The sequence below is a fragment of the Caulobacter sp. genome, from assembly GCF_049283275.1.
Taxonomy (GTDB): domain Bacteria; phylum Pseudomonadota; class Alphaproteobacteria; order Caulobacterales; family Caulobacteraceae; genus Caulobacter.
On the sequence record NZ_JBAPVS010000263.1, the window covers coordinates 1 to 16618 of the forward strand.

The 16618-nt window shown below is 67.9% G+C and carries 18 protein-coding genes; 5 read left to right on the forward strand and 13 right to left on the reverse strand.

Going from position 1 to position 16618, the window contains the following annotated elements; genetic code table 11:
* Positions 1-55: 55 nt before the first annotated feature.
* The gene (locus tag WAL33_RS14730) at positions 56-1324 is read right to left on the reverse strand and encodes an MFS transporter (protein ID WP_422182286.1); all 1269 of its coding nucleotides are present in this window, start codon (positions 1322-1324) and stop codon (positions 56-58) included.
* Between the two features lie 72 nt (positions 1325-1396).
* Here WAL33_RS14730 and WAL33_RS14735 point away from each other — a divergent pair, with 72 nt between their 5' ends.
* Positions 1397-2038: a TetR/AcrR family transcriptional regulator gene (locus tag WAL33_RS14735; RefSeq protein WP_422182269.1), complete on the forward strand. Its 642-nt coding sequence runs from the start codon at positions 1397-1399 to the stop codon at positions 2036-2038.
* Entirely contained in the window at positions 2035-2721 is a 687-nt protein-coding gene (locus tag WAL33_RS14740; RefSeq protein ID WP_422182270.1) for a GNAT family N-acetyltransferase, read from the forward strand. The genes WAL33_RS14735 and WAL33_RS14740 overlap by 4 nt, the downstream gene beginning before the upstream one ends.
* A 194-nt stretch (positions 2722-2915) precedes the next feature.
* Here the strand turns inward: WAL33_RS14740 and WAL33_RS14745 are convergent, their stop codons facing one another.
* Complete coding sequence (locus tag WAL33_RS14745; protein WP_422182271.1) at positions 2916-4904, reverse strand: OPT family oligopeptide transporter; 1989 nt, start codon at positions 4902-4904, stop codon at positions 2916-2918.
* Positions 4905-5030: 126 nt separating this feature from the next.
* Entirely contained in the window at positions 5031-5813 is a 783-nt protein-coding gene (locus tag WAL33_RS14750) for a PhoH family protein (protein WP_422182272.1), read from the reverse strand.
* Between the two features lie 309 nt (positions 5814-6122).
* Here WAL33_RS14750 and WAL33_RS14755 point away from each other — a divergent pair, with 309 nt between their 5' ends.
* Together WAL33_RS14755 and WAL33_RS14760 are read left to right on the forward strand one after the other, a co-directional pair.
* Positions 6123-6653: a gamma carbonic anhydrase family protein gene (locus WAL33_RS14755; protein WP_422182273.1), complete on the forward strand. Its 531-nt coding sequence runs from the start codon at positions 6123-6125 to the stop codon at positions 6651-6653.
* A gap of 90 nt (positions 6654-6743) precedes the next feature.
* Positions 6744-7529: an FkbM family methyltransferase gene (locus WAL33_RS14760; RefSeq protein WP_422182274.1), complete on the forward strand. Its 786-nt coding sequence runs from the start codon at positions 6744-6746 to the stop codon at positions 7527-7529.
* A 269-nt stretch (positions 7530-7798) separates the two neighbouring features.
* Here the strand turns inward: WAL33_RS14760 and WAL33_RS14765 are convergent, their stop codons facing one another.
* Both WAL33_RS14765 and WAL33_RS14770 read right to left on the reverse strand, forming a co-directional pair.
* Positions 7799-8152 carry a hypothetical protein gene (locus WAL33_RS14765; RefSeq protein ID WP_422182275.1) on the reverse strand — a complete coding sequence of 118 codons (354 nt, stop codon included), beginning with the start codon at positions 8150-8152 and terminating at the stop codon, positions 7799-7801.
* A 156-nt stretch (positions 8153-8308) separates the two neighbouring features.
* The gene (locus tag WAL33_RS14770; protein WP_422182276.1) at positions 8309-8812 is read right to left on the reverse strand and encodes a cupin domain-containing protein; all 504 of its coding nucleotides are present in this window, start codon (positions 8810-8812) and stop codon (positions 8309-8311) included.
* A 275-nt stretch (positions 8813-9087) separates the two neighbouring features.
* Between WAL33_RS14770 and WAL33_RS14775 the strand changes: the two genes are divergently transcribed.
* Positions 9088-9912, forward strand: a complete 825-nt coding sequence (locus tag WAL33_RS14775) for an enoyl-CoA hydratase/isomerase family protein (RefSeq protein WP_422182277.1) — start codon at positions 9088-9090, stop codon at positions 9910-9912.
* Between the two features lie 170 nt (positions 9913-10082).
* On the opposite strand, the gene WAL33_RS14780 is transcribed toward WAL33_RS14775, so the two are convergent.
* The 8 genes from WAL33_RS14780 to WAL33_RS14815 form a co-directional block, all read right to left on the reverse strand.
* Positions 10083-11381: a PQQ-dependent sugar dehydrogenase gene (locus WAL33_RS14780; RefSeq protein WP_422182278.1), complete on the reverse strand. Its 1299-nt coding sequence runs from the start codon at positions 11379-11381 to the stop codon at positions 10083-10085.
* Positions 11378-11812, reverse strand: coding sequence for a DUF2231 domain-containing protein (locus tag WAL33_RS14785; protein WP_422182279.1), 435 nt, complete (start codon positions 11810-11812; stop codon positions 11378-11380). The genes WAL33_RS14780 and WAL33_RS14785 overlap by 4 nt, the downstream gene beginning before the upstream one ends.
* Before the next feature lie 110 nt (positions 11813-11922).
* Positions 11923-12531 carry a VOC family protein gene (locus WAL33_RS14790; RefSeq protein ID WP_422182280.1) on the reverse strand — a complete coding sequence of 203 codons (609 nt, stop codon included), beginning with the start codon at positions 12529-12531 and terminating at the stop codon, positions 11923-11925.
* A gap of 37 nt (positions 12532-12568) precedes the next feature.
* Positions 12569-13396 (reverse strand): enoyl-CoA hydratase/isomerase family protein, encoded by an 828-nt coding sequence (locus WAL33_RS14795; RefSeq protein WP_422182281.1) that lies wholly within the window; start codon positions 13394-13396, stop codon positions 12569-12571.
* Complete coding sequence (locus WAL33_RS14800; protein ID WP_422182282.1) at positions 13393-14016, reverse strand: cysteine hydrolase family protein; 624 nt, start codon at positions 14014-14016, stop codon at positions 13393-13395. Before WAL33_RS14800 ends, WAL33_RS14795 begins: the two co-directional genes overlap by 4 nt.
* 3 nt (positions 14017-14019) lie before the next feature.
* Positions 14020-14556, reverse strand: coding sequence for a hypothetical protein (locus WAL33_RS14805; RefSeq protein WP_422182283.1), 537 nt, complete (start codon positions 14554-14556; stop codon positions 14020-14022).
* Between the two features lie 20 nt (positions 14557-14576).
* The gene (locus WAL33_RS14810; protein WP_422182284.1) at positions 14577-15584 is read right to left on the reverse strand and encodes an alpha/beta fold hydrolase; all 1008 of its coding nucleotides are present in this window, start codon (positions 15582-15584) and stop codon (positions 14577-14579) included.
* Between the two features lie 12 nt (positions 15585-15596).
* On the reverse strand, positions 15597-16618 hold a 1022-nt coding region (locus WAL33_RS14815), incomplete at its 5' end, for a redoxin domain-containing protein (protein WP_422182285.1).

A 16618-nucleotide genomic window follows, 5' to 3' on the forward strand; every position in this document is an offset into this window, starting at 1 on the left:
GTCCGCGCTAGATGCTCCCCCTCTGGGGGAGCTGTCGCGTAGCGACTGAGGGGGTTTAGGCCACAGCTCCAGCCACCACCGACCGCCGCACCATAAGCGACGCCCCCGCCGCCAACAGGCCCGCGACGCCGGCGATGACGAACGCCTCCAGATATTGCCCCTGCTGAGCGCGGATCACCCCCGCGCCGATCGCCGCCGTCGCCGCGCCCAGCTGGTGGCCCGCCCCGATCCAGCCGAACACGATGGGACCGTCGCGATCCCCGAACGCCTCGGTCGCCAGCCGCACGGTCGGCGGCACCGTGGCGATCCAATCCAGCCCGTAGAACACCGCAAACACCGACAGGCTCATCAGCGAGAAGTCGGAAAACGGCAGGTAGATCAGCGAGAGCCCGCGCAGGGCGTAGTACATGAACAGCAGTTTGCGCGGGTCGTAGCGGTCGGTCAGCCAGCCCGAGGCCGTGGTGCCGAACAGGTCGAACAGCCCCATCAGCGCCAGCAGGCCGGCGGCCCTGACCTCGGGCATGCCCCGGTCGCCGCAAAAGGCGATCATGTGCACGCCGATCAGGCCGTTGGTGGTCAGGCCGCAGATGAAGAAACCGCCGAACAGCAGCCAGAAGGTGCGGGTCTTGCTGGCCCGGTGCAGCGCGCCGAACGCGACGGCGAGGGCGTTGGCGGCCGAGCCCTTGGGCGGCGGGGTCCAGTCGTCCGGCGCGCCGAACGGGCGTTGGCCGATGGCGTCGGGGCTCTCGGGGATCAGCAGCCAGCAGATCGGGGCCATGATCGCGGCGACCGCGGCCACGGTCAGCACCACCGGCCGCCAGCCGCCCTGGTCAGCGATCCAGGCCATGGCCGGCAGGAAGATCAGCGAGCCGGTCGCCGTGGCGGCCGTCAGCAGCCCCAGCATCAGGCCACGCCGCTGGACGAACCAGCGATTGACGATGGTCGCGCCCAGCACCATGGCCACCGCCCCGCTGCCGACGCCGGCCATCACGCCCCAGGTGGCCACGTACTGCCAACTCTGGGTCATGAACGCCGACAGGCCGGTCGAGACCGCCATCAGCAGCAGGGCCAGGCTGATCGTGCGCCGCACGCCGAACGACTGCATCAGCGCCGCCGCGAAAGGGCCGGTCAGGCCGTAGAGGAAGATGCCGATCCCCGCGGCCAGCGAGATCGAGCCCCGGTCCCAATGGAAGGCCTTCTCCAGCGGCAGGATCAGCACGCCCGGCGCGGCCCTGAGGCCTGCGGCCGACAAAAGCGCCAGGAAGGTCGCGGCGGCGACCACGAAGGCGTAGCGGTTTCCGAGCGTGCGGCGAAGCGTCTGGATCATGCGATGTAACCGATCGGTACGGGGCTTGTCGCCTTGCATACGTACCGGTAAGTAACATCGTCAAGCGCCATGACGAAAATCGACGAAAAAACCTCCGCCCCGCAGCTCTCGGATAAGGTCGCCGAGCACCTGCTGCCGTACAATCCGGGCGCGCGCGCCGCCGAGCGGATCTTCGACACCGCGCGGGACCTGTTCTATCGCGAGGGCATCCGCGCGGTCGGGGTCGATGAGATCGTCACCAAGGCGGGCGTGACCAAGCCCAGCCTCTATCGCAGTTTCAAGTCCAAGGACGAACTGGTCGCCGCCGTGCTTCGCGAGGTCGAGGTCGGGTTCTGGGAGCGCTTCGAGTCGGCCGAGAGGGCGTTTCCGGACGATCCCAAGGCCCAGATGATCGCCTATTTCGAGGGTCTGGCCGCACGCTCGGGCGGCGCGGACTATCGCGGCTGCGCGCTCAGCAACGCCGTGGTCGAGTATCCGGACCGCGATAACGCCGGTCGAGCGGTGGCGCAGATCCACAAGCAGGACCTGCGCGCCCGCCTGCGGGCCAAGGCCGAGGCGATGGGCGCGTCCGACCCCGGCGCCCTGGGCGATGCGATGATGCTGCTGATCGAAGGCGTCTTCACCTCCAGCCAGATGTTCGACGACGACGACAAGCCGGCCCTGGCCGTGGTCGGCGCGGTCAAGGCGTTGATCGCGGCCTATTGCCGATGAGCGGGCACCCGCTGGATCGCGTGGTGTGGAACGCCTTTACGACGCGGCAGGCGCATGTGGCTCTGGTCGACGGCGGGGCGTTTCGGGTCCATCCCGACTTCGGCCTGTTCGCCGCGACGGCCAACCACGCGCCCGAAAGCCTGGCCGCCCTGGGCCGGTTGGTTCATGCCCATCCCGGCGAGGTTGGGGTGGTGGAGCGGTTCGATCTTCCGCCCGTGCCGGGGACGCAGGTCATCAAGCGTGCCGTGCTCAACCAGATGGTCGCCGAGACCCTGGCCCGGCCCAAGCCCGTGGATTTCGAGATCCAGCCCTTGGGCGATGCGGATTCGCCGCAGATGGTGGCCCTGGCCGCCCTGACCGCGCCGGGACCGTTCTTCTCACGCACCCACCAGCTGGGTAATTTCGTCGGCGTGAAGGTCGACGGCCAACTGGTGGCCATGGCCGGCGAGCGTCTTCAGCCCAACGGTTTCACCGAGGTCAGCGGCGTCTGCGCCCATCCCGACCATCGCGGCAAGGGCTATGCGGCGACGCTGATGCTGCACGTGGCCGGCCAGATCGTCGCGCGCGGCGAGATCCCGTTCCTGCACAGCTACGATCACAACGCCGGCGCCATCGCGCTCTACGAGGCGCTGGGGTTCCGGTTCCGCTGCGAGCAGATGCTGACGATGCTGGCGGCGGACTAGACCCAACCTTCAAGATAGTTGTCATCCCGGACAAGCGCGCAGCGCGCCGATCCGGGACCGACGTCTGAGCTAGGAGCTTCCGGCGGTCCCGGGTCTTCGCTTCGCTACGCCCGGGATGACAATCGCAGGGGAAATGAAAAAGGACCCGGAAAGCTCTCGCCCTCCGGGTCCCCTCTAAGCGCTCAGACCTGAACCTAGGCCTGGATCTTGTTCGCCGACCGGCGCGCCCAGCCGTACAGCCCGGCCACCACGACCGCCGCGGCGATCAGGGCGAAGATCATGCCCACGTGCTCGGACGGCGCGAAGGGGACCTCCAGCGGGCCGGGCTTCTGGGTGGCGACGATCAGGCCGGCCAGGGCGACGTTGAACAGGCTTTCGCCGACGATGAAGCCCGAGGCGATCAACACGCCCAGGCGCTTGGCCGCCTCGCCCATCCGGTCCTTGTCGACCATCTTGTCGTAGAGCCAGCCGATCACCGCCCCGACCACGACCGGCGCGGTGACGGTGCTGGGCAGGTAGATGGCCAGACCCACGCCGAGCGGCGGCAGGCTGAGGCGGCCGTTGCTGGACCGGCGCAGGATGATGTCGACGATCACCAGGCCCAGGCCGATCAAGGCGCCATAACCCAGCAGGCTCCAGTTCAGGTCGTGGCCGATCACGCCCTTGGCCAGGGTCGAGATCAGGGTGGCCTGCGGGGCGTTCAGCGGCGTGGACCCGGCCACGGTGGCCAGATTGGCGGCGCCGGCAAAGCCGTTCGACTGGTTCAGCAGCTCCAGCACGAAGGGGATGACGATGGCGCCGGCGACGACGCCGATGATCAGGGCCACCTGCTGCTTCCAGGGCGTGGCGTCGACCAGCTGACCGGTCTTCAGGTCCTGCAGGTTGTCGTTGGCGACCACGGCCACGGCCAGCACCATGGTGGTGACATACAGGGCGTAGGCGACCAGGGCCTTGGCGATGTCGGGGCCGATCACCCCGCGGCCGACGACGCCGACCATCAGCGAGGCGCCCAGGACGGTCAGGATGGCGATGCCCGAGACCGGGCTGTTGGACGAACCGATCAGGCCGGCCATGTAGCCGCAGACCGCGGCGGCCAGCAGGCCGGCGATCAGCACGTAGCCGACGCCGATCGCCACCAGCGGAACGGCCAGGCTGGTGATCGGGCCGCCGGTCAGGAAGTGGGCCAGGAACCAGCCGGCCGGGGCCAGCAGCAACAGCGACACCAGGCCGACGATCCCGATCGGGATGTCCTGCTCGGTGCGCGGAATGACGGCGCCGCCGACCTTGCGGGCCTTGCTGGCCTCGAGCGCCGACATCAGACCCGACCAGATCGGCAGGGCCAGCTTGCCCAGGGTCCAGATGGCGGCGGCGCCGATGACGCCCGCGCCCATGAACCGCACTTCGGTCTTCCAGACGGTCAGGGCGTGGTCGGCCACCGAGACTCCGGGGATCGGATGCAGGCTGGTCATGACCGGCACCAGAACGCCCCAGGCGATGGCCAGGCCGGCGAACATGGCCACGCCCACGGTGATGCCCATCAGGTGGCCCGCGCCCATCAGGGCCAGCGAGCTCGAAGCGCCCAGGCCGGTCGCGCCGGCGCCGGCCTTGAAGTAGCCGGCGACTTCGGCGGCGAAGATCTTGGCGGCGGCCAGGGCGGCGAACAGGGCCGAGGCGATGGTGCCCAGCACCACGGCGACCAAGCCGGCTTGGCCTTCGGCGGCGCCGGCCCGCGAGCCTGTGCCGACCTTCAGCACCTCGGCGGCCGCGACGCCTTCGGGATAGGGCAGGTTGGAATTGGTCACCAAGGCCCGGCGCAGGGGGATGGTGTACATGACCCCCAGGATGCCGCCGATCAGGCAGGCGCCGAAGGTGGTCAGGAACGGCACGTGGCTCCACCAGCCGATCATCAGCAGGCCCGGCAGCACGAAGATCACCGACGACAGGGTCCCCGCCGCCGAGGCGATGGTCTGGACGATGTTGTTTTCCTGGATCGTCGCGGTCTTGAACGCGCGCAGCAGGGCCATCGAGATGACGGCCGCGGGGATCGAGGTGGCGAAGGTCAGGCCCACCTTCAGGCCCAGATAGACCTGGGCGGCGGTGAAGACGAGGGTGATGGCGATCCCGAGGAGGACCCCTCGGATAGTGAACTCCGAACGAGGAGTCGCGGCGGCGTCGGACGACATGAAGGGTCCCAAAGCAGTTAAGGCGGTCGGACCTTGCACGTCCGACCGCCCCAAACTCAAGTGTTGTTCCGCATTTTCGCGTTTTGCGGGTCGACGCTGCCCTTCACGGCGCCTTCCCGGAAAGGGCTAGAGGACGCCCAGCATTTCGGCGACCAGCGGGTGGCGGACAATGTCGCGGTCGGCCAGGCGGACCACCGCGATGTTCTCCAGCGCCTCGAACTTCTCGGCCACGTCGCCCAGGCCCGAGATGCCCGGCAGCAGGTCCGACTGGTTCGGGTCGCCCGTCACCACCATGGTCGAGTTCCAGCCCAGGCGCGTCAGCAGCATCTTCAGCTGCATGTAGGTGCAGTTCTGGGCCTCGTCGATCACCACGAAGGCGTTGTTCAGGGTGCGGCCGCGCATGAAGCCGACCGGCGCGATCTCGATCGCCCCCTCGGCCATCAGAGCGCGCATCCGCTTGACCGACAGGCGATCACTCATGGCGTCGTAGAGCGGCCGCAGATAGGGGGCCAGCTTCTCTTCCATGTCGCCCGGCAGGTAGCCCAGCGACTCGCCGGCCTCGACGGCGGGCCGCGACAGCACGATTCGGCCGACCTTGCCGGCCTCCAGGGCTTCGACGGCCTTGGCGATGGCGATGTAGGTCTTGCCGGTGCCGGCCGGGCCCAGCGCCATGATCAGGTTCTTGTCGTCGATCGCCTCCATCAGGCTGGCCTGGCCTGGCGATTTGGGTTTGATCGTTTTGAGATAACTCTGGTCCCGGTCCTCATGCCCTGGATTCCCAAGCGGCGACCACGCGCTGCGATGCTCCACCGGCAGGCGGCGCACCTTGCCGTCGTCGTAATGGCCTGCGTCGTTCGCACCTTCGCGCACGGTCCGCTTGAGAGCTCGCTTGGTCATGTAAGCCTCCATTCAGGCATGAAAAAAGGACGCGGCCGAATGGCGACGTCCTTGGAGCAGGGGAGATAGACGAAGACGCGAGCGCGGCCGGGCGGTTCGGAGCTTGCCCCCGAAGGCGGTAGTGAACGCCCAAACCCCAAAACCGACACTCAAGGTCTCCGTCGTCGGGAGGCCGCGATCGATGATCGAGCACGGCTCGGATACGAGAAGAATGTCTCCCGATGTGGGAGTGTTCCCCCTCGAATCGCACAAATACAATGGGGCAGGCATGGTTTATGAGCCGTTAAGCCCCTGGCTGATTTTAGAACACGAGGTGTACGGATGACTGTCTATTCCTTGGGCGCCGCAAATCCCTCGCTTCCCGCGGAGGGCGAATATTGGATCGCGCCCAATGCCTCGGTAATGGGGAACGTCATCATGCGAAGGAATTCAAGCGTTTGGTGGGGCGCAATAGTTCGCGGTGACAATGATCCGATCGATATCGGCGAAAACACCAACGTTCAGGACGGATCAGTACTGCACACGGACGCGGGCAGCCCGTTGACCATCGGCGCCAATGTGACGATCGGCCACATGGTCATGCTCCACGGCTGTACGATCGGCGACGGCTCGTTGATCGGCATCGGCTCGATCATCCTCAACGGCGCCAAGATCGGGAAGAACTGCCTGATCGGGGCCGGCGCCCTGATCACCGAGGGCAAGGAGATCCCCGACAATTCGATGGTCGTGGGCGCGCCCGGCAAGGTGATCCGCGAGATCGGCGAGAGCCACGCCATCGTCCTGCAGGCTTCGGCCCTGCACTATGTCGAAAACTGGAAGCGGTATCGGACGGAGCTCATGCGGGTGGATTAGGGCCGAGACCGCCGGACACCCGGTCCGATTTTCCCTCTCGTTAATTGATGCGACCTTCCTGGGTCGAAACGCATTCACAGGCGCGCCGATATGACTTCAGCCAAGTCCCGAACCCCGTCTTCCACGCCCCCGGGCTGGGAGCCTCCGCCCTCCTTCGAGGAGAAGCTTCGCGACATCTTCGTGCCTCAACGCCTGCACCTGCTCCATTCCCTGCGCCGGGAAATGCGGAAGGGGGAACGCGAAATCCGGCTCGTGCCCTTCCTCTCCGACCCCGATCGCGTTTCGCTGGATATCGGAGCCAACAAGGGCGTGTGGGCCGAGGCGATGCGCCATCACGCGGCGGCGGTTCACGCCTTCGAGCCGAACCCAAAGATGTTCCGTCTGCTCGAACGCGGCGCGGCGCCCACGGTCACGCCCCACGCCATCGCGCTGTCGGATGCGTCGGGAACGGCGGAACTGCGCATTCCTCGCGGTCGCCGTGGCTATTCCAACCAAGGGGCCTCGCTCAGCCGGGAGAAGATCGGAGACGACGAATACGGCGCCGTTTCCATCGAGACCCGCAGGCTGGACGACATGGACCTGGGGGACATCGGCTTCATGAAGGTCGACGTCGAGGGCCATGAACTGGCCGTTCTCAAGGGCGCGCAAGAGACCCTGCGGCGTTGCCGGCCCAATCTCATCATCGAGATGGAGGAAAGACACTCCAAGGTCCCGATCGCCGAAATGATCGCCGAGGTGTGCGCCTACGGCTATGACGCCTTCGCGCTCGACGGGCTCCTGCTGCGACGGGTGGAGACGCTGGACCTCGTGCGCCGCCACAGCCAGCTCCCCCCCAAGGGCCAGTACATCTTCAACTGGATTTTCCTCCCGACCTGAGCGGAAGCACGCTCCGCGCCTGTCGGCGCAGGTTGGGGTAGCCGGCTAAGTCACTGAACTTTCGAGCCCGGCCCAATCGCGCAACTCGCGGACAAGACTTCGCCCGCTGCCGGTCGGATATTCGCAACATGGCGGCCCGCGACGACGGAAAGGTCGAAGGCCGTCGTCGACGCGCACCCGTCGATGCTCGCGCCCTGGCTGAGTCCTCGGAGGCAGGAGGACCCGCCCCCCGACATCAACCCCGCCATGCCTGCGGACCAGACAAAGACCTAGGCCTTGATGTCCGCGATCAAGCCGGTCTGGGCTCCCTTGAAGGTGTCGGCTTCGGCCATCTGCTTGACCATGTCCTTGAGCTTGTCTTCGACAGCCTTGCGCTGCTCCAGACTCATCGACCCCAGCTGATCCTCGGCGAAGCCCAGCTTGTTCAGCATCGCGCCACGCATCTGCTCGGCGGGGGTCGTCTTGGCGACCCGGCTGAACTCCGCCTGGGCCGTTTCGCCAGCGGGCGTCGAACCACCGTTCGGATCGGTCGAAACCTTCCAGCCGTTCTTCACGGCCAACTGCGAAAGGGGAAGTTGCGTCGTCGGCGCGTAGCTGACCGTCACGCCTGTAGCACTGACCATTACAAGTCCTCACGCTGGGTTACTTATGGTCAAGCTCGTGCAAGTCGGGCGCCAGGCGGAGGCCCCGCAAAACCTAGGGTGGAAAGGAAAGCTGGGGGTCCGAAAGAAAGACTTGCCCGGCAAAAGGCGCCCGGCAATTTGTTGGCTGGCGCTGCCTCAATCCCGCCCGAACACGCAGCTGCGTCCCCCACCCCCGAACGCCGCCGCGGCGTTGCGCGGGTCGCTGGCGGGATCGACATAATGCAGCCCCAGCGGTCCGATCGCACTGACCTGGGTGACGTACTCCCCGGATTTGGCCCAATGGAAATGAGATTGTCCGCCCGGCAGAACGATCACGCTGCCCGGCGGGTACGCCATCAGCTTGTCAGCATCGAAGTCGTCGCCCAGGCCGATGTAGAACACCCCGGACAGGACGGTGTAGATGCGGTCCTCGGGATGGCGGTGCGGCGCCATCTTGACGTCGGCGGGTAGCTTGACCCGGATCACATAGGGACCCGCCTTGGTCGGGTCGCCAACCAGGATCGCCAATCGCGCTTGAGGTGGAAAGGCCGGGAACGGGCGCCATTCGACGTCCTCGGCATGGATCGCGACGAATCTGTCCTGGCCTGGAAAATGGGCCGGCGTCGGGGGGCTTTTCGGCTGGGAACCTGGCAAGGACACTTCTCCCTCGGTGGAATTGAACGGACATCGAAAGGCGCGGGAGACGCCGGCTGGCCGTCGCGGCGAACGGCTCGCGCCGTATCGACCTGCACCTTCATCGCCTTGAGATGGTCAGAGCGGCGACGGATGAAAGGTGGCCTTTGGTATCGGTCGGGTCGTCCCCATCGACGGTCGTCGGCCGGCGCGCGTGGCGCGACCGACACCATCGTCCAATCGCAGACCAGTCGGCGCGCCCCATTTGCAGGACTTGCATCCTAAGCACGAAGGGAAGCCCCGTGACCGCAAGACAGCTTCACATCACCCGACACTCGCCGGCCTATTGGCGCGTGACGATCGACAATCCGCCGCTCAATGTCATGGGCCCCGAAACCGTCCGCCAGTTCCAGAGCCTCATCGCGGCGATCGAGGCCGACAGCGATCTGCGCGTCGTCGTGTTCGACAGCGCCGTCGACGGTTTCTTCCTCAACCACTCCGACTTCAACGCGCCGCTGGAAGACCTGACGCGCATCCCGCCGGGTCCCACCGGCCTGGCGGCCTGGCCGGACTTCCTGGCGCGCCTGCCCCGGGCGCCGGTGGCCTCGATCGCGCTGATCCGCGGACGCGCCACGGGTAACGGCAGCGAAATCGCGCTGGCCTGCGACATGGCCTTCGCCAGTCTCGAGAAGACCATCATCTCCCAGTGGGAGGTTGGCGTCGGGATGGTCGCCGGCGGCGGCCCGATGGCGCGCTTGCCCCACCTCATCGGCCGCAATCGCGCCCTGGAAGTGCTGTTGGGCTCGGAGGACTTCTCGGGCGAGCAGGCCCAGGCCTACGGCTATGTGAACCGCGCCCTTCCCGACGCCGAGCTGGACGGCTTCGTAGAGGCGCTGGCCACCCGCATCGCCAGATTCGACAAGTGGGCGATCGCCCAGACCAAGCGCTTGGTCAACACCAGCCTCGCGCCCGACGTCGAGCTTGGCGCCGGCTGGGACGCCTGCATCGCCTCGCTCGGTCGCGCCGCCGCGCAGGACGGGATCGCCGCCTTGACCGCTCGCGGCTTCCAGAAGCCGGGGGATGTCGAGGATCACCTGGGCCGCCACCTGGGCCAGCTCTACGATTAATTCGTCGACCGGCGACGACGGGCATCTGGGCATGCCTGTCGTCGCCGTCCGTGTCAGCGGCCGGGCGACCGCCGGCCTTGGCCACGACGCGCCGTCCGAGCGACCTGCTGCGGCTTGGCCTGTGCTTTGGCCAGACCACGCCTGGCGAACGGGCGCGAAGATCGGCGCGTCTACCGGACCTGCGCGACCTGCCAGACGGTGTTGGAGAGATCGTCGGCGATCAGCAGGATGCGCTTGCTCGGATCGAAGGCCACGCCCACCGGCCGGCCACGGGCATGGCCCTTCCCGTCGAGGAAGCCGGTGACGAAATCGACCGGTTTGCCCGCCGGCTTGCCGCCCGCGAAGGGCACCCAGACCACCTTGTAGCCGGACAGATCCTGGCGATTCCAGCTGCCGTGCTCGCCGACGAAGGCGCCTTGGGTGAACGCCCCGCCAAAGCCGCCGTCGCGCGCGAAGCTGAGGCCCAGCGTCGCCACGTGCGAGCCCATCGCGTAGTCCGGGACGATGGCCTTGGCCACCAGGTCCGGCTTCTGCGGACGCACGCGCGGATCGACGTTCTGGCCCCAATAGCTGTAGGGCCAGCCGTAGAAGCCGCCGTCGCGCACCGAGGTCAGATAGTCCGGCACCAGCTGCGGGCCCAGTTCGTCGCGCTCGTTGGCGACCAACCACAGCGCCTTGGTTTGGGGCTCGATCGCCAGGGCCGTGGGATTGCGCACGCCGCGCGCCAGGGTGCGATGCGCGCCCGTGATCGGATCGATCTCCCAGACGACGGCGCGTTCTTCTTCGGCGTCCAGGCCGTGCTCGCCGATATTGCTGTTGGAGCCCACGCCCACATAGAGCTTGGTCCCGTCGGCGCTGGCGACCAGCGACTTGGTCCAGTGGTGGTTGATCCTGGACGGCAGCCTGGTGACCTCCTGGCCGGTCGCGGCGATGTGGGTCTGGCCGTCCTGATACGGGAAGCGCAGCAGGGCGTCCTGGTTGGCGACGTAGATCGCGCCGTTCAGGTAGGCCAGGCCGTAGGGCGCGTTGAGGTGGTCGATCAGCACCGTCTTGAGCTCGGCGCGACCGTCGCCGTCGGCGTCACGTAGCAGGGTCACGCGGTTGCCGCCCTTCACCTTGGTCTTGCCCTGGGCCTTGATGTAGCCGGCGATGAAATCCTTGGGGCGAAGCTTGGCCTCGCTGCCGCCCGAGCCTTCGGCCACCAGCACGTCGCCGTTCGGCAGGACCAGCATCTGCCGCGGGATCTTCAGATCGGTCGCCATCGCGGTGACGACGAAACCTTTCGGTACGACCGGCGCCTGGCCGTTCCAGCCCCTGGGCGTGGCGATCTTCATCGGCGGCAGCAGGGTCTCCTGCTGACCCGGCAGCGGCGGTTTGCCAGGGCCGGTCTGGTCAAGGCCCGGGTCGCTGCGACCGCAAGCCTGCAGGGTGAGCGCCGTGGCGGCGACGATGATCCAGCGCGCGCTCATCGCACGATCCCCTCAACAGGTTGGCTCGAATAGCCGATCGCCGCGGCGACCAGGGCGAACAGCGACGAGATGATCGACAGGGTCAGGCCCAACGCCCCAACCGAAGGCCAGCCGTCGTGGCTGTGTTGGAAGGCGTTGATCAGGCCGGCGATCCACATGATCGCGACCATGACCAGAAAGGCCAGCGCCCGGCCGCGCGTGGTGCGCCGGGGAAACAGCGCGCCGAGGATCGCCCAAGCCAGGGTGAGCCCACCGAACACTAGCGCTCCGGTGATCAGCCAGGCCGAGAAATTCGACCATTGGATCACCGCGGTGTTCAGATAGGCGATGTCGGTGACCAGTCCGGACACGAACAGAGCCACCGGAAACGCCAGCAGAATGGCGTGAATGGGATGGAGCGCCGCACCCCTGCTGCCTTCAACCGTGGTCATCCGTCTCTCCCAATTCAAGCGTCGTGACAGCCAGGCAATCCCTGGCCGATGGATAGGTTTCATCCGGGGGCGAATGCGCCGAGCGCCAGCGTAAAGGCCTTCATGGCGTTTCAGCCGCCGGCCTGCTCGGCGGCTATATGGGCCGCGTACCAGTCGGGCCAGTTGGTGTCCGGCCCGCCGCTGGCCTTCTCATGCTCGCCGTGGGCGTCCGCCGCGCGTCGCAGCGCCGCGGCCAGTTCCGCGACGGAGCCGAAGCGGGTGACGCCGGCGTCGATCCGCCCCGGGAAGCGGGTCGTGATCTCCTGCAGCACCCAGCCGTTGCCGTCCGGATCGCTGAACGTCACGAAGGAGGCGTAGCTACGGCGGTCCGGATCGGGACCGTAAGCCCGCAGCGCGGGGGCGAAGCGGTTATACCCGCCGCTCGCATCGTGAAAGACCTCGCTGGGCGCCGCCCCCTTGGCGAGCAGTTCGACCCGAGCGGCCTCGATATCGCTGACGATCAGGTGGAGGAACTGCGCCGAGCCGGGCGCGGACGGCGTCAGGCCCGTGCCGATCAGGATCGACGCCGGCGAGCCGGGCGGCGTGAACTGCAGGATCCGGCCGCCGCCATCCGTCGTGATGTCGGCGTCCACGCGCCAGCCCAGCCGGCGATAGAACCCCGCCGCGCGGTCCACGTCCGACACCGGCAGGACAACGACCTCAAGCTTGAACTCAGACATCCGAGTCTCCTTGTTTGCTGGCGCTTGGGCCGCGTCTTCAGTCGCGGCCCAGTCCGGGCAGGTAGCGCCCGAAGTTCAGCTCGAAGTCGCCGCGCTGGCCGTAGTCCAGCCCGGCCAACCGCGCCCGCCGCGCCTGGGAGGCCGGCTGCTTCAGCGCCTCGAAGAACATGCTGTTGCTGGTTTCCAGCTCCGCGCCGGTCGGCACGCCGATCCGGTTCACCTGGGTCTTCAAGTCGCCCAGGGTCTGGCGATCGAACGAGGCCAGCCGGGCGGCCAGGGCGTCGACGAAGCCATCGAGGGCGTCGTCATCGAGCGCGCGATTGATCCAGCCGTAGCGCTCGGCGGTCTCGGCGTCGAAATCGTCTCCGCTGAGCACGATCTCGAGCGCGCGAGAGCGACCCATCAGGCGCGGCAGCCATTCCAGCGCTCCGCCGCCCGGCGGCAGGCCCACGCCCACCTCCGGATTGCCGAAGATCGCCTTCTGCCGGCTGGCGAAGCGCATGTCGCAGGCGAGCACGAATTCGCTGCCGACCCCACGCGTGCGGCCGGCGATCTTGGCGATGCTGACGACCGGCGAGCGCGCCAGGCGGACGACCACGTCGATCCAGGGCGAATGGCCGCTGGGCCCGGGCTCGCGCGGCAGCTCCGCGGCCTTGCCCGTATCGAAATGGGCGATGAAGAAGTCCGGATCGGCCGACTGGAAGATCAGGACCTTCACCTCGGCGTCCGCTTCGGCCTGCGTCACGAGCGCCTGAAGCTCGAGGATCCCGGCGGGCGCCAGCATGTTGATCGGCGGGTTGTCGAACGTGACCCGCCACACGCCGGGCGTGGACCGGTCGACGGAGAGGTGATGGGCGCCGCTCATCTCGGAATCTCCCGGAGCCGGGCCACCAGCGCCTCGGTCGCGAGGATTTCGCGGCTGTAGGTCGGGCCGTTGATCTCGTGGGCCGCGTGCATCGCCTCGGGCGTGAAGGCCGCGGTCGCATCCTTCACCAGGGTGACCTCGTAGCCGAGCTCCATGGCGAAGCGGCCGGTGGCCTCGATGCAGGTGTTGGCGATCAGGCCGATCAGGATCACGCTTTGGACCCCGACCTGTTTGAGCCGAAGATCCAGGTCGGTGTTGGCGAAGCCGCTCGATCCCCAGTGCTCCTTGGCCACGATGTCGCCCTCGCGGGGCTGGAAGTCGTCGTGGAACGTTCCGCCCCACGAGCCCCGCGCGAAGATCTGCCGCTGGGCGCCGGCGCGCTGATAGGGCGTGGCGTTGCGCCAGCGCTCGTAGTCGCCCGGCTCCCACCTGCGGTGCGGCACGAAGACGATCTGCAGGCCCGCCGCCCGCGCCTCGGCGACCACCGTGCGAAGATGGTCGAGCAGGTTCACCTCTTCGGCGACCGCCTTCAGCCGCGGCCAGGTCTTGCCGCCCTCGCTGAGGAAGTCGTTATAGGGGTCGACCAGCAGGATCGCGGTCGTCTTGGGATCGAAGGTCATGGCTCAGGCTCCGGCGGCCTGGCGCAGGGCGAAGCGCTCGAGACTGGCGGCGAAGAGCGGGGTTTCGCCGGCGTTGTGCGCCAGGCTGTACGGCTGGCGTTGAGCTTGGAAGACCTCGAACGGGATGCCCTGGCGATCGAGATAGGCGCTGAATTCCTCGGTGGGCCAGGTCCGCACGTGGTTGGTGAACTCGCATCGCTCGTCGTCGATCGCCGTGACGCTCAGCTCCCACATCACCACCATGGTCGTGCGGCCCGCGGCGGTGAACAGATCCGAGACCGATTGCAGGATCAGGTGGTGGGGCTCGGCGAGCTGCTCGACATAGTGCTGCACCATCGGCGTGCCGCCGATCACCTCGACATTGATCGACATGCGCCGACCGTCCGGCGCCGTGGTCGCGCCGGCGGCGACGTGGGCGGGAGAACAGCCTTGGTATTCCTCGTCGGGCAGACCGAAGCACCAGGTCGGAATGTCGACGGCGTGCAGCGGCGCGTTGATCACGGCCGTGAAGCTGGAGTCGACGATGATGTTGTCTTCCATGGGGTCTTTCCTTCCAGAATTCAGAGGCGCGCGAGGTCGATGACGGCCTGGGCGAAGGCCCTCGGCGCTTCCTGCGGCAGGTTGTGGCCCACGCCGCCGTCGATCAGGCGGTGGGCGTAGCGGCCGGTGAACTTGGCGGCATAGGCCGCGGGCGGGGGATGCGGCGCGCCGTTGGCGTCGCCCTCCAGGGTGATGGTCGGGACGCCGATCGTCGGAGCACCGGCCAGTTTCTGCTCGAGCGCGTCGTAACGGGCCTCGCCCTGCGCCAGGCCCAGCCGCCAGCGGTAGTTGTGGATGACCACCGCGACGTGGTCGGGATTGTCGAAGGCCGGCGCCGACCGCGCGAAGGTGGCGTCGTCGAAGGTCCATTTCGGCGACGCCAGACTCCAGATCAGGCGCGCGAACGCCTGGCGGTTGGCCTCATAGCCGGCGCGACCGCGCTCGGTGGCGAAGTAGAACTGGTACCACCACTGCAGCTCGGCCTCGGGCGGCAGCGGCTTGGCGCCCGAGGCCTGGCCGCCGATCAGATAGCCGCTGACCGCGACCAGGGCCCGGCAGCGCTCGGGCCACAGCGCGGCGATGATGTCGGCGCTGCGCGCGCCCCAGTCGAACCCGCCGAGGATGGCGCTCTTGATCCCCAGGGCGTCCATCATGGCGATGGTGTCGAGCGCGACCGCCGCGGGCTGTCCGTTGCGCATCGTGTCGGCGGAAAGGAAGCGCGTGGCCCCAAAGCCCCGCAGGAACGGGACGATCACGCGGTGGCCCTGGGCCGCGAGCAGGGGCGCGACCTCGGCGAAGGCCTGGATGTCATAGGGCCAGCCATGCAGCAGGATGACGGGCGGACCGCCCGATGGTCCCAGCTCCGCATAGGCGATCTCCAGATCGCCCGCCCGAACGCTGCGAAGCGATGCGAAGGGGTCGCTCGACGCCTCGGCCAAGGGCGCGGCCAGGCCGATGGCGGGCGCCGCCGCTGTGGCGACCGCGGCGCCGAGCAGGCTGCGACGCAAGGGATCGATGATCAAGGACATCCGATGTCTCCGCTATCCGAAGGTGAAGCAGTAGGCGCGCGCTCCAGGACCTTGGAACGCGATCTCGAAGAGGCGGTCACGGACCGGGCCGGCCTGCCGAACGAGTTGGTGGAGACGGGCCTGGCGCAACTCGCCCCACCCCTGCGGGTCGGTGTCGGTCCCATGGTCCGCGCCCGGATCGGCGCCATCCAGCCGGACGCGGAAGCGGACGACCTGGCCATCGGCCGGCGGCGCCATCACCAGGTGAAGGTCGCGCGCATGGAAGCGGAAGGTGATCGCGCCGGCGTCGCCGGCGAGCGCGGCGAATTCGGACCCCACGGTCCAGGTCCCCGACAAGCTCCAGCCGTTCAACGGCAGCCGCGTGGGGGATTGGTAGACCGCCGGCCGGTCCCGGCGAGGTCCGTCGATCGAGGCGAAGTTCTCGGCCTTGGCGTAGCCGACGTAGGTCTCGGGACTTCCCAGGTCTTCCCAATCCGGAGCGGCCTGCGTCCCCTCCCCCGCGACAGGGACAATGGGGTCGGCGATGGTCTGGCCGCCGGCGGCGCGCAGCAGCGCCTGGATCAACCGCTCGGACTGGTCATAGTCGCCTTCGCCGAGACGGCGATCGCGGACACGTCCCTGGGCGTCGGCGAAATAGAAACCCGGCCAGGCCGAGTTGCCGAAAGCCCGCCAGATCTGAAAATCGTTGTCGAGCACGACGGGGTAGCGCACGCCAAGGTCGGCGACCGCCTGGCGGACCTTGGGCAGTTCGTGCTCGAAGGCGAACTCCGGCGCGTGCACGCCGACGATCACCAGGCCGCGATCGCGATAACGCTCCGCCCAGGCGCGCAGATAGGGCAAGGGCCGCAGGCTGTTGATGCAGGTGTAGGTCCAGAAATTGACCAGCACGACCTTGCCCCGCAGATCGGCCGCGCGCAGCGGCGAGGTATTGAGCCAGGCTCCCCCGCCGGTCAGCGCCCGATGGCTGTCGGGCAGGCCGGCGCCGCAGGTCGCCAGGGCGCCGCCGACCGCTGGCGCGGCGACCAGTCCCCAGG

Bases quoted from the DNA above. Each gene is read 5' to 3' on its own strand.
- WAL33_RS14755 (WP_422182273.1), top strand. From the start codon at position 6,123: ATGACTGTCTATTCCTTGGGCGCCGCAAATCCCTCGCTTCCCGCGGAG.
- WAL33_RS14735 (WP_422182269.1), top strand. From the start codon at position 1,397: ATGACGAAAATCGACGAAAAAACCTCCGCCCCGCAGCTCTCGGATAAG.
- WAL33_RS14765 (WP_422182275.1), bottom strand. From the start codon at position 8,152: ATGGTCAGTGCTACAGGCGTGACGGTCAGCTACGCGCCGACGACGCAA.
- WAL33_RS14810 (WP_422182284.1), bottom strand. From the start codon at position 15,584: ATGTCCTTGATCATCGATCCCTTGCGTCGCAGCCTGCTCGGCGCCGCG.
- WAL33_RS14750 (WP_422182272.1), bottom strand. From the start codon at position 5,813: ATGGAGGCTTACATGACCAAGCGAGCTCTCAAGCGGACCGTGCGCGAA.
- WAL33_RS14745 (WP_422182271.1), bottom strand. From the start codon at position 4,904: ATGTCGTCCGACGCCGCCGCGACTCCTCGTTCGGAGTTCACTATCCGA.
- WAL33_RS14760 (WP_422182274.1), top strand. From the start codon at position 6,744: ATGACTTCAGCCAAGTCCCGAACCCCGTCTTCCACGCCCCCGGGCTGG.
- WAL33_RS14800 (WP_422182282.1), bottom strand. From the start codon at position 14,016: ATGACCTTCGATCCCAAGACGACCGCGATCCTGCTGGTCGACCCCTAT.
- WAL33_RS14780 (WP_422182278.1), bottom strand. From the start codon at position 11,381: ATGAGCGCGCGCTGGATCATCGTCGCCGCCACGGCGCTCACCCTGCAG.
- WAL33_RS14785 (WP_422182279.1), bottom strand. From the start codon at position 11,812: ATGACCACGGTTGAAGGCAGCAGGGGTGCGGCGCTCCATCCCATTCAC.
- WAL33_RS14795 (WP_422182281.1), bottom strand. From the start codon at position 13,396: ATGAGCGGCGCCCATCACCTCTCCGTCGACCGGTCCACGCCCGGCGTG.
- WAL33_RS14790 (WP_422182280.1), bottom strand. From the start codon at position 12,531: ATGTCTGAGTTCAAGCTTGAGGTCGTTGTCCTGCCGGTGTCGGACGTG.
- WAL33_RS14805 (WP_422182283.1), bottom strand. From the start codon at position 14,556: ATGGAAGACAACATCATCGTCGACTCCAGCTTCACGGCCGTGATCAAC.
- WAL33_RS14740 (WP_422182270.1), top strand. From the start codon at position 2,035: ATGAGCGGGCACCCGCTGGATCGCGTGGTGTGGAACGCCTTTACGACG.